Here is an 11650-nt window from a genome sequence, read left to right as displayed (position 1 = left end):
CCACCCGGGACCGCCCCTTTCCCGCCGGCGGAACTTCCGCCGCCAGCGGCCAGCGCGGCCATATTATTGCCGGTACCGGCCGGTCCCGCACCCGGCATACCATCACCGGTAAAACCCGCCGCTCCGCCCCCGGAAAACATCTGCGGCGGCCCTTTGCCGCTCAACTGATCGCGAATAATCCCCGCCAGCACACCGGCCGGGGGCACCACCCCCAACTGCCTGGCCCCGGCCCAACCCAAAGCAGTCAAACCGGCCAGGAGCAGTATCAGCGTCATCAACCACCGTCTCAAGCGCTTCCCGCCGGAATGTTCCGGTGCTCGCACCACATCAAAATCATCCCGCCTGCGTTTAGCAAACAACACCCACTCCCCCTATTACTTTTTCAACAAACACCGGGAGGGGACAGTCCCCTGTGGGGGAGCTATTCCAACCGGGATAAATAGCGCTTCAAGGCGTCTTCCCAGGGAGGCGGCAAATAGCCGATCGTCTCCCGGAGCGGAAATGGATCCAGCACCGAGTTGGCCGGCCGGCGCGCCGGACGGGGAAAAGCGGCCGTGGCGCAAGGCATTAGATCAACTTTCATGCCGGCGGCGGCAAAAATGGCGGCGGCGAAATCATACCAGGTGGCCGGACCGCTGTTGGTAACGTGATAAACGCCGTAGCAGCCGGTGGCGGACAGATCGGCGACAGCCCGGGCCAAATCCACAGTATAGGTGGGGCAACCCCGCTGGTCATCCACCACCCGGATCGCGCCCTTCTCCCGGCCCAGGCGCAGCATCGTTTCCACAAAGTTCCCGCCCCCGCGGCCAAAAAGCCAGCTTGTCCGCGCGATATAAAAGCGCCCTCCGGCGGCAGCCACGGCCTGCTCCCCCCACCACTTGCTGCGGCCGTATGCGTTTACCGGTGAGGGCGGATCAAATACACCGTAGGGCACGGACTTGCTGCCGTCAAATATGTAGTCGGTGCTCACCTGCACTAAAACGGCATCCACCTCCCGGCAGGCCAGGGCCAGATTACGCGGCCCCAGGCCGTTGACCAGCAGCGCCCGCTGGAAATCGTCCTCCGCCCCGTCCACATTGGTGTAAGCCGCACAGTTTATCACCAGCACCGGCCGGTACTTACGCATAACACCGCGTACCGCGTCCAGTTTGGTGATGTCCAATTCCATCCGGGACAGGGCAATCACTTCCGCTCCCCGGCAACGGAATTGATCCGTCATATCAACACCCAGCATGCCGGCGGCACCGGTGACCAGCACCCGGGCGCCGGAAAAGGCGATCGCATTGGAGCACAAATTTTCCACCCCTGTTTCAAGATAACAGGCGATTCATGCCGCCGGAGCCGCACCGGTAGTATGAATGCCGCTGTGCACTAGCGCCAGGAACTGGGTATACTAAATATTTATTATACCATCAGCACAACCGGATAAAGCGCAACTTCCGTAAAATAACAATATTTTTCCGCGCCCGCAGAAAGGAGGTGGGGGAAATGGACCATACTCTGAAAACCTTGAAATCTCTGGCATTGGTCCTAAGCATTTTCTACCGTCTGGCGGCGGCCCTGCTGATTTATCAATTATGCCTGCTGGCAACGAGGTAGAGCCGGGCAATACCAATGTAACAAAACAGCGAAAAGGCCCCTTTTTCACAATAACGAGCGGGGCTCCAACCCGGTCACAAGAAACTTTGACGGCTGACCAATATTTAAAGCCGGGTTTCTTCCCCGGCAGCGGGAGTGCGGAAAAGCTGCAATAGGGGAATCAGGCCGCCGGTGACGAACCGCCGCGCCCAGGGCGGGGCCAGGGCCAGTTTGGCCGCAATGCGTGAATGGTAGTCCAGATCGCCGTATTTGAGAATGATCCGGCGCCACTGGGGCCGGTCGAAGAAGGCCAACAACATATCCATTTCTTGATCGCTCATATTCAAAAAAGTTTCCCGGTGGCGCAAGCCGCAGCGAATTTCCATACCGGCCTCCTTTTCCCAGGCACGCTGATAGACGGCCAGGGCGGCCGGGCCGAATTCACCGTACTCCAAAGCGGCCAGCGCCGTACGGGCGCACAGGCGCGCCCCCAGCAGGCCCAGGTAAAGGCCGCCGCCGGAAATGGGCTTGACCTGGGCCGCGGCGTCACCCACCAGCAATGCGTGCGGACCGTAGGTACGGGGCATGAAACCGACAGGCACCAGACCGCCGGTGGGACGGATGATTTTCAGGCCCCGAAAAAGCCGGTGGTATCTATTCACCAACCGTTGAAACAAGGCGCGCGGACTCTGCCTTCCGGCAGCGCGGTCGCAAGTGCCGGCTAAACCGCTGCCCACGCCCACGCGGGCACGGCCGCCGCCGGCGGGAATGATCCAGCCGAACCAGCCCGGGGCCACCCGGCGGCCCAGGAAAATATCGATCATGGCATCGCTGGCGGCCGGCAGTTCCACTTCGGCGGCATACATGGCTATTTTCTCCACCGGCGGAGACAGCCCCAACCAACGGGCGACGGCGGAGCAGTGACCGTCGGCGCCCACCACCAGGCGGCAGGTGACGGATCCGGGAACACCAACGGCCCGCTGAGCAGAAACACTGCCTGCACCACCCGGTTTATCCGCCGCGCCGGGCAAGCCGGCACGCCCTGCCGGCGGCGAAACAAAGCCGCAATTTAATGAAGCGGGAATGGAACCGCCGGATAACGCCGGCCGGACCGGTTCGCCGAAAGCGGAACCGGCCGCTTTATCACGGGCGGCAAGTGTTACCCGCACACCTCCGGCTATGTATGAAAAATCCACCGCCCGCCGGTTATAGATGATTCGCGCCCCGGCGGCTGCAGCCTGCCGGGCCAGCTCACGGTCAAAAGCCGCCCGGTCTACAGCCAGGGCATAGGACCGGCTGCCGGCCAGGGTAAGGATCTGTCCGCCGGGCCCGTGCACCCGGGCACCCTTCAGATGCTGCAGCACCACCTCCCGGGAAACGGCGGCCAGTTCCAGCGTGCGGGCACTGATCAGCCCGGCGCACTGCATGGGCTCCCCCACCTGTCCGTGCTCCTCCACCACCAGCACCCGTCTGCCGGCGGCGGCCACGTCCCGGGCCACGGCACAACCGGCCGGCCCGGCGCCAATCACTACCAGATCATAATCCATTCGCTGCCATCCTTTCATCACATATATCAGACGGTTATCAAGGAAGTGCAGCGGCCGGTTGCACCAGCGGCTTTCTACAGTCCAGGCGCCCACATACGGACCGCAGGTCATTGCCTCCGCTTGGAAAACATTTAAGCAGTAAATTCGCCGGCATCCCGGTTTTTTCCTGTTTTTTTTGTAACATTTCAAAAAGTCCCAAACTGTAATCCCCGCTTGAGGCCGTTTAACAGCCGGAGACAGCATCCTGGAGAATAAAAAACAACCCTGATGCCGGATCGTTTCCGCACAGGGTGCAAGACATGGCAATTTTCCGAACAGCCGGACAGTTCCGGCGGCCGGAAAAATCGCTTGGGCCGGACCACCGCCATGTCGCTGTGCTGCTTAGCGGAGCACAGCAATGATTTTAACGATTACAATATACCCGAAGACGAACAGCAACGGCACAATTGCCACGCTCAGAACGCGGTCCAGGGCACGCGATACAGTCAACTCTCCGGTGCTGCCGGCCGACTGCACGCCGGAGCCAGCCAACTCCTTGGTAATGAGCAGGACGATCAGTGCCATGGTGGCAAGCAAGCCAAACCCGGCTGCCATAGTGGTGCTGGCGATGGTGGTCACAGTAGTGGTGGTCACGGTGGAAATCATGTCCTGAGGCCTCCTTTCTATCTTTCTAAAACAAACATTTCGACAACGGGAAGGAAAGTCCTTCCGCCGGTGGCAATTAAGGGAGATTTTTAATAAATAATCACCAGCCCGGAAAAAGGGGCCAGATTAAGTACAGACCGATATTGGTCAGGCCGTGGGCCAGGGTGACGCCCAAAATGGACCGTGTGCGCAGGACATACCAGTAAAAAAGTACAGCCACGGCGAAAACAAAGAAGACATCTGTCAAAGAGAGGTGGGTAATGTGCAGGGAGGCGAACAGGACGGCCACAAAGGGCAGCGCGCCTGCACCCATTACATCCCGGGCCGCTTTTTGCAAAACCCCCCGGAAGATCAATTCTTCGAAAAAACCGGTGAAGACAAGCAGAATCAACGCCGGCGGAATCAGTTGGGCCAGGCCCGTCGTGTGAATCAACGGAGCCGGGTGCAAAATTTGGTTTTCGATGAAGCCCAGGGGAAAACCTGTCAGACCGATGGCCAACTGCACCGGCAGGTTGCCCGGCGTCAGAGAAACATCTTTGAACCGGTAGCCATTAAGCCTGATAATGAGAAAGGCAGCCACCAGCAGGGGAAAGGCGATAATGACGTACCAGTAAATGAGGGGAATCCCCTGTAGTGGAATGGTCAAGCTCAAGATGCGGATTAGGGGACACAGGGTGAGCGACAGGTAAAGCCGGTGCATCTTTTCGCCATCAAAGCGGCCCTTTACTTCTTCCCGCAACGGCAACCCAGCGTTCAGTCCACCGGTCACCGGTCGGCCATAAGTCAGGGCGGCCTGTACCAGCAGTGCGATCAGCAGGAAAAAATGCATGAGCAGGCCCCAGCGTACATTGACATAGCCGGTCATTATTTCCGCCCCGACGATACCCAGGGCATAGAGCCAGGGAACCACCGGCATATAATGGCGCCGGCGGGTACCCGTACTTCTCCGTGGCCGGGGAACCGGCCGTGTGCTGCAAGCCGCCTGGTCACCAGCGGCTTTTTCCCCCGGATATGCGGCCCGATCCTTGGACAATAGTTTCACCTCTGAATCAACGGTTGCTTGTTGCCGCGGCTGGAGCGGGAGCGGGTTGCGGGGCCGGCGCCGCAACCCGCCCTCCGCTTTCGGCGGGGGAAAGATTGCCACCGGAGGGAGCTGGAACGGTGATCCGTTCCAGGTTTCCGGCGGTTGAAGCACCACTTCCGGCCGGCGGCAATGCAGGCGGCGGTTTTTGGCTTCCAGCACCGGCAGCGGCCCCGTCCCGGCCGGCAGGCGTGTTTTCCCGCCGGATCGGGGCCCGTTTGGGCACAGTCGATAATGGCCGCTGACGCACAGGATAGCGGGATACATTTTTCCTTTTCACAGGAACTACACTTCCTGCGGGCAGCTGTGAAGCAGCCGGAGCGGTTATGTTCACCCACAAGTGCAGGGAACGGTAGGGCAGTTTGTCCCCCGCCCGGTAGAGCAGGAATTGCACTTTCATGTCCTGATACGGCGCAGCGGCGGAAAAAGCCAGCGGCTGTTCCCATTTCTGCTTGTCGGCCAGTAGAACGGGGCCGGTTTTTTGCTTGACCAGGCCGTCCATAACCACTGCCACATAATAACTGACCGGCTGGTTTTCGTGGTTGACAATACCTGCTATAACCCGGCCTTTTTCCCCCACCGCCAGATCGCGGGGGTAGCCTTCCGCTTTGCCGCCCGGCCCCAGGATGTAAAACTCGGTAAATTTTTCGCCCACCTTGGGCGTGGTGACTACATAATAAATGCTGCCGGCGGCAAAAAGCACAGCCAGCACCAGAATGAAGCCCAACACCCGGTCCAGACGGGACATTTCCGTCCAACCCGGGATGGAGAAAGAAAATACGGGGTAATAACGCTCCTCCGGGGACAGTTTCCGTCGCCGGAGGAATGTCACAGCGGACAGGGCGGCAATGAAAAGCAGCAATGAAACCAGTATCGGGGCCAGGCGGATCCCCCAGGGAGTATAATTCAACCCCAGGCCGATCAAGGGCGTCACAGCGATACTCAAGCCAAAACTCAAAGCCACCCGTTCAATGCCTTCCAGGTCGCCCGTTTTGGGAAAAAGGGCGGCGATGAGAACATAGCCGGGAAAAAAGAGAACGAAAGGCAAGCCCAGGGCCACCCGGATGTAATGCCACCAGCCAAAATCACCGGCTATAATGACCAGTGCCAGGATCAGGGAGAGGATGTTGAGGTAGAGCAGATCTTGGAACAAACGAATGGTTTTTTGTACTGGCATGATTATTTAAACAGCTCCCCCGGTGGCTATTGGGAGTTCTCCTCAGGCGTTTCAAGCGGCATTACCCTGAAAATAGCGGGCATAACGCCCGCTTTCATATTGCCTGTGGCCGTGCAAACAGCCTGCATAACAATAATTCGACAAAGGTTACCTCTTTCCTGCCGGCCCAACTTTTTACCACGGGGGCGGACAGGCCGCCCCCGAATAATAATCATATTTCTGCTTCGGCAGGTGCGCTATTGAGGCAGTTTTTGCAGCACCCGGTAGAGCACCACGGTCGCTTCCGCCCGGGTGGCGTTGCCCCGGGGAACAAATTTGCCGTTCTCCCGGCCGCCCATGATCTGCCAACGCGCCATCAAAGCCACGGAGGAACGCGCCCAACTGGAAATGCCGCCGGCATCGCCAAAGGGAGCCAACGCCCCGCTTATGCCGGAGTTGCTGATCGTCATATCCAGACCATCCCTGGCCATCAAACGCACCATCATAGCCGCCATCTGTTCCCTGGTGATTAATTCGCCCGGCGCAAACTGATGCGCACTCACGCCGGAAACCAGACCGGCCTTCACAGCGGCGCCCACCATACCGCGGTACCAGGCATTGGCCGGCACGTCGCTGAAGCGCACCGCCCCGTCCGGAGCGGCGGTCAGACCGGCCATGCGGGCCAGGATGGTGGCGAATTCGGCCCGTGTGATGGTGGCTTCTGGGGCGAATTTGCCTTCACCCACACCACTCACAAAACCCTTAACTGCCATGGCGTCAATTTCCTGTTGCGCCCAATGGCCGTTTATGTCGGTGAATTGCCCCGGCTGTGATTGCGGCTGGGGCTGTGGCTGGGGCTGAGGCTGGACCAATGTTTCCAGCAAGGCATATTTACCGCCCTGCTGTGTTGCAAAGCTGACTGTGCCGCTGGTGGAATCATACGTGCCCCCCATTTCCGTCCATTCACCCAAATAACGCCAGGCTTTGACCTTGCCGGATGCGGCCGCATTCTGCGCCGCCGCGGGCACCGGCAGAAGCACCGTCACCTGGCCGCCAAACTGCGGCATTGACTGCACCGAACCATCGCCGGCCAGTGTCCCGGCAGCAAGCGTATAGACATTGCCATCCAGCTTGCACCGGCCGGACACGGACTGCAACAGATCCTGCACATCCTGATAAACAGCCTGCTGTACCGTCAATTGGAACTGCACCGCGCCGGACGGCGGTGATATCTTAAGGACAGCGGAAGGCAACAAGACTTGCATGCCGTGAATATTCACGAGCAGGGAAAGCCCGGTTTGCTGTATCCGGTTCAGCTGGTCGAGGGTTAAATTCAGGGAATCACCGGCGGCCGTCAGGGTCACCGGTCCGGCGGCACCCGCACTCTGTATGGCTGCATTCAAAACGCTGTCGCTGATGGTAGCGGGCAGCACTGAACCGCCGCCACCGCCGCCGCCGCCACCGCCGCCGCCACCGCCGCCACCACCACCGGACACGGGCGGTACAACGTTTTTAACAGCGGTTTCAACATTCTTTAGATCATCCGGCACCTGTCCGCTGACAATCTGACTGATGTCCTGATTCGAAAGGGAATTCACAGCCGCCGGCTTTATATTGCTGTACTGCGGGTCTTTGGCCACTTCCAAAATTGTATTCAGCATGGTTTCGTTATAATTGCTGCTGGTAAGCTGCTTGCCTTGCAGCGCTTTATCCAGGTCCTGCACAAAATTACGCAGTTCCTGGTCGCTGACACCGTTTTGTTTGAGTTTGTCCACATAACCGGGAAACTGGTTGACCAATTGGTTATAGTTGTCGTAAAGACTGCCGGCTGAAGCGGGCGGGATACAAGCGGACATTAAGGAGAACATGAAAGTCAAGGCAATCAGGTTTGCCCCCCACCGGTAAAAAAGTTTCTTCAAACGAGTCACCCTCCTCTTTTGGTTTGATGTCGTCGGCATCTGACCGGTCACCACAAATTACGCGGCAACACCCCCCGGAAACGCTTTTTCAATAACAGTAGGCAGCGTCGAGAAAAGGCAATTTTTTTCCGCATTAGGAATAATTATACCAAAATTTAAAAAGTCCTGCCTGATTGGTAAAATTATATTTGTAAGACGCATTGTGCCAAAGGGGCCGGGCAACTGTTGCCCGGCCCCTTCCCGCGGTGCGGAAAGCTTCTTAAACTTCCATGATGATCGGCAGGATCATCGGCCTTCTCCTGGTTTTTTCGAACAGATACTTTCCCAATGTATCCCTGACCTGCGATTTGATTGCAGCCCATTCGGACACGCCGTTGCCCGTGCACTTTACCAGGGCGCATTTTACCTTTTCCCGGGCGTCTTCCATCAGTTGCTCCGATTCGCGCACGTAGACGAAGCCCCGGGAAACGATGTCCGGTCCGGCGATGACCTGGCCGGATTCGCGGTCGATGGTCACCACCACGATCAATATGCCGTCCTGGGAAAGCTGCTTGCGGTCGCGCAGCACGATATTGCCCACGTCACCCACGCCCAGGCCGTCCACCAGCACCCGCCCGGCGGTGACCCGCCCGGCGATGCGCCCGCCCTTGCGGTTGAACTCCAGCACCTGGCCGTTTTCCAGCACGAAGATGTTTTCCGGCGGGATGCCCATACCCCGGGCCAGTTCGGCGTGCTTGATCAACATGCGGTGCTCGCCGTGCACCGGCACGAAGAAGCGCGGCCGCACCAGGTTGATCATCAACTTCAGCTCTTCCTGGCTGGGGTGTCCGCTGACGTGAATGCCGGAAACCTTTTCGTAGATCACATGCGCGCCCTGTTTGAAGAGCTGATCGATGATGCGGGCGACCAGTTTTTCATTGCCCGGAATGGGCGTGGCCGAGATGATGATCGTATCGCCGGGGATGATCTCCACCTGGCGGTGATCACACATGGCCATGCGGGTGAGCGCGGACATGGGTTCGCCCTGGCTGCCCGTGGACAGCAGCACCACCTTGTTTTTGGGCAGGCGGTTGGCCTCGTCCAGTTCGATCAGGGTGCCGTCGGGCACTTCAATATAGCCCAGTTCCTGCGCCACACTGAGTACGTTGACCATGCTGCGCCCGACCACCGCCACTTTACGGTCATAGCGGCGGGCGGTGGCAATGGCCTGCTGCAGGCGGTGCACATTGGAGGCGAAAGTGGCCACAATAATCCGTTCCCTGGCCTGGCGGAAGGTTTCGTCAAAGGTGGCGCCGACCACCCGCTCGGACATGGTGTAGCCCGGCCGCTCCACATTGGTGCTATCCGACATGAGCACCAGCACGCCTCTTTCCCCCAACTGGGCCAGGCGGCAGAAGTCGGTGACCTGTCCGTCCACCGGGGTCTGGTCGATCTTGAAGTCCCCCGTGTGCACCAGCACGCCCACCGGCGTGTGCACAGCAATGGCCACTGCGTCCGGAATACTGTGGGAAACCCGGATGAATTCCACTCTGAACGGTCCGATGTGCACCGCATCCCGGGGCTTGACCACCTGCAGCTGTACGCCGTTCAAACCGTGTTCCTTCAGCTTGCCCTGGAGCAGCCCCAGGGTGAGCCTGGTGCCGTACACGGGTACGTTGAGCTGCTTCAGCACAAAAGGCAGCGCACCGATGTGGTCCTCGTGACCGTGGGTGAGCACTATTCCGCGCACGCAATCCCTGTTTTCCAGCAAATAAGTAATGTCCGGGATGACCACGTCGATGCCCAGCATTTCTTCTTCCGGAAACATTAATCCGCAGTCGATGAGCAGAATATTCTCCCCGTATCTCACCGCCGTCATGTTTTTACCGATCTCGCCCATTCCTCCGAGGGGAATGATTGCTAATTTGTCTCTGGACAAAAATGACACCTCCTGCCTGTTTCGTGAAAAAGTGACCATTGGATGGTAACGGTGAGAGAACAGGAGAAGGCGGGGAGATATTCTCTTGTCATCAGGAAAGCCGTCCGAAATACTCTCAATTATATATTATACAAAAAAAACGGCCGCTAAACAAGCACCGCCGGCGCGGCGTAAAGGGAATTTTTTTTAAAAGGATCTTCGCATCAAACTGTAATCTCATAGTTACCCAATTTAAGAATTTTTTACAATAATTTTGTTGCTATTTACCGTAAAAAGTGCTAAAATTAATTGTGAAATAAATAACTTTGGGAGGTGTAAGCAATGCCGGGAGGGAAAAAAGTCGGCGAACTAATGGTTTCTCTGGCGGAATATCCGTTCGTTTATGATACCGATTCGTTAAAAGATGCGGTAAGGGTACTCAAGGAATACTTGAATGAAGGCAAATCGCACCGTTCACTCCTGGTGTTCAGCAAAACGAAAAAAGTGGCGGGAGAAAAGGAACTGGTCGGCATATTGACTGTCCGGGACATCCTCAATACCATCAAAAAAAACCGCAAGTGTCCGGGGGAGGCGGACATATTCATGTCCTGGGCTTTGTTCTACCATAAGGATGTGCTGGAAGAATGCCTGGTCACCACGGTGGGGCGGGCCGTCCGTCCGCTGGTCAAAGCCTTTGTCCAGGCGGATGACAGCGTTACAAAGGCCGTTGAGCTGATGATGAACAATAATGTCAATTTGCTCCCGGTATTTGAAAACAAAAAAGCTGTCGGGGTAATCAGGGCGCTGGACATTCTGGATTATATCGGCGAATTGGTTGAATCATAACATCGCTGCGTACTTTGATAAACTCCTTCCCCTTGAAAAACGGGAGCCTTTTAGCTCCCGTTTTTATAATGCTATGGTTCGCATGTTAGATCAGTTTAAGCGCCGCCAGAGTACTTTTAATTTTTTCCTTTTCATCTGCTGTGGCTTCCACCAAAGGCAGGCGCGGCGGGCCGGCATTCCAGCCGAGCAGGTTCATGGCCGCCTTTACGGGCACCGGATTGGTGGTGATGAACAGCCCTTTGAAGACCGGATACAGTTCCAGATGAATCTGGGTGGCCAGAGTGGTGTTGCCCGAGGTGAAAGCGTTGATCATATCTTTGATACGCGGGCCGACAACATGGGAGCAAACACTGATCACACCCTTGGCACCCAGGGCCAGCATGGGCAGGGTCAAGGAGTCGTCACCGCTGTACAGGGTGAAATCGTCCGGCAGCACGCGCCGCAATTCACTCACCTGATCCATGCTGCCCGCGGCCTCCTTGAGCGCGACGATATTGTCAACCTGTGCCAAACGGGCCGCCGTGGCCGGCAACAGGTTAACCCCGGTGCGCCCGGGAATGTTGTAGAGCAGCACCGGCAGGTTGGTGGAGGCGGCGATCGTTTTGAAGTGCTCATAAAGCCCTTCCTGGGAAGGCTTGTTATAGTAGGGGCAAACCAGCATAACGCCATCCACGCCCACTTTTTCCGCCGCCTGGGTGAGAGTGATACTGTCGGCGGTGCTGTAGCCGCCGGTGCCGGCGATAACTGTCGCCTGGCCGCCCACTTCCTCCACAATTACCCGGAACAGCTCGATCTTCTCGTCCCTGGTCAAGGTCGGCGATTCGCCGGTGGTGCCCGATATCACCAGGCCGTCGGAACCGGATTGCACCAGGTGGCGGGCCAATTTTCTGGCCTGATTGTAGTTCACCGTCAAATCCTTGGTGAATGGGGTAACCATGGCGGTCAGCAGGCGTCCAAAATCAATGGTCAAAATATTCACCT

Annotated in this window: 10 protein-coding genes and 1 riboswitch; of the genes, 1 reads left to right on the top strand and 9 read right to left on the bottom strand. The window is 57.7% G+C overall.

Annotated elements, in window-relative coordinates:
- From A6M21_RS04355 to A6M21_RS04320, 8 genes are all read right to left on the bottom strand, one after another.
- Positions 1 to 359, bottom strand: a 359-nt coding sequence (locus A6M21_RS04355; protein WP_427854596.1) for a hypothetical protein, incomplete at its 3' end; no start/stop codon positions are given.
- A 62-nt stretch (positions 360 to 421) separates the two neighbouring features.
- Positions 422 to 1294, bottom strand: coding sequence for a dTDP-4-dehydrorhamnose reductase (rfbD, locus tag A6M21_RS04350; protein ID WP_242868758.1), 873 nt, complete (start codon positions 1292 to 1294; stop codon positions 422 to 424).
- Positions 1295 to 1703: 409 nt separating this feature from the next.
- Positions 1704 to 3125 carry a lycopene cyclase family protein gene (locus tag A6M21_RS04345; protein WP_066666638.1) on the bottom strand — a complete coding sequence of 474 codons (1422 nt, stop codon included), beginning with the start codon at positions 3123 to 3125 and terminating at the stop codon, positions 1704 to 1706.
- Positions 3126 to 3169: 44 nt separating this feature from the next.
- Positions 3170 to 3252: riboswitch (cyclic di-GMP riboswitch) on the bottom strand.
- 254 nt (positions 3253 to 3506) lie between these two features.
- Entirely contained in the window at positions 3507 to 3770 is a 264-nt protein-coding gene (locus A6M21_RS04340) for a hypothetical protein (protein WP_066666637.1), read from the bottom strand.
- A 100-nt stretch (positions 3771 to 3870) separates the two neighbouring features.
- The gene (locus tag A6M21_RS04335; protein ID WP_066666675.1) at positions 3871 to 4686 is read right to left on the bottom strand and encodes a CPBP family intramembrane glutamic endopeptidase; all 816 of its coding nucleotides are present in this window, start codon (positions 4684 to 4686) and stop codon (positions 3871 to 3873) included.
- A gap of 133 nt (positions 4687 to 4819) precedes the next feature.
- Complete coding sequence (locus A6M21_RS04330) at positions 4820 to 6028, bottom strand: DUF1616 domain-containing protein (RefSeq protein ID WP_066666636.1); 1209 nt, start codon at positions 6026 to 6028, stop codon at positions 4820 to 4822.
- A gap of 236 nt (positions 6029 to 6264) precedes the next feature.
- The gene (locus tag A6M21_RS04325; protein ID WP_066666635.1) at positions 6265 to 7926 is read right to left on the bottom strand and encodes an S-layer homology domain-containing protein; all 1662 of its coding nucleotides are present in this window, start codon (positions 7924 to 7926) and stop codon (positions 6265 to 6267) included.
- A gap of 259 nt (positions 7927 to 8185) precedes the next feature.
- A complete protein-coding gene (locus A6M21_RS04320) occupies positions 8186 to 9883 on the bottom strand; it encodes a ribonuclease J (RefSeq protein WP_066666634.1) in 1698 nt (565 codons plus the stop codon).
- A 282-nt stretch (positions 9884 to 10165) separates the two neighbouring features.
- On the opposite strand from A6M21_RS04320, the gene A6M21_RS04315 reads away from it, so the two are divergent.
- A complete protein-coding gene (locus A6M21_RS04315; protein ID WP_066666633.1) occupies positions 10166 to 10669 on the top strand; it encodes a CBS domain-containing protein in 504 nt (167 codons plus the stop codon).
- 85 nt (positions 10670 to 10754) lie between these two features.
- Here the strand turns inward: A6M21_RS04315 and dapA are convergent, their stop codons facing one another.
- Positions 10755 to 11642, bottom strand: coding sequence for a 4-hydroxy-tetrahydrodipicolinate synthase (dapA, locus tag A6M21_RS04310; RefSeq protein WP_427854600.1), 888 nt, complete (start codon positions 11640 to 11642; stop codon positions 10755 to 10757).
- Positions 11643 to 11650 lie beyond the last annotated feature (8 nt).

This window comes from Desulfotomaculum copahuensis (assembly GCF_001655685.1).
Classification (GTDB): Bacteria; Bacillota; Desulfotomaculia; order Desulfotomaculales; family Desulfovirgulaceae; genus Desulfotomaculum_G; species Desulfotomaculum_G copahuensis.
The sequence above is the reverse complement of the archived record's forward strand: the minus strand, read 5'-3'. Positions and strand labels throughout refer to the sequence as shown.

Excerpts from the sequence above, each read along its gene's own strand:
- A6M21_RS04345 (WP_066666638.1), bottom strand. The coding sequence starts at position 3,125 with ATGGATTATGATCTGGTAGTGATTGGCGCCGGGCCGGCCGGTTGTGCC.
- A6M21_RS04340 (WP_066666637.1), bottom strand. The coding sequence starts at position 3,770 with ATGATTTCCACCGTGACCACCACTACTGTGACCACCATCGCCAGCACC.
- A6M21_RS04335 (WP_066666675.1), bottom strand. The coding sequence starts at position 4,686 with ATGCCGGTGGTTCCCTGGCTCTATGCCCTGGGTATCGTCGGGGCGGAA.
- A6M21_RS04330 (WP_066666636.1), bottom strand. The coding sequence starts at position 6,028 with ATGCCAGTACAAAAAACCATTCGTTTGTTCCAAGATCTGCTCTACCTC.
- A6M21_RS04320 (WP_066666634.1), bottom strand. The coding sequence starts at position 9,883 with ATGGTCACTTTTTCACGAAACAGGCAGGAGGTGTCATTTTTGTCCAGA.
- A6M21_RS04315 (WP_066666633.1), top strand. The coding sequence starts at position 10,166 with ATGCCGGGAGGGAAAAAAGTCGGCGAACTAATGGTTTCTCTGGCGGAA.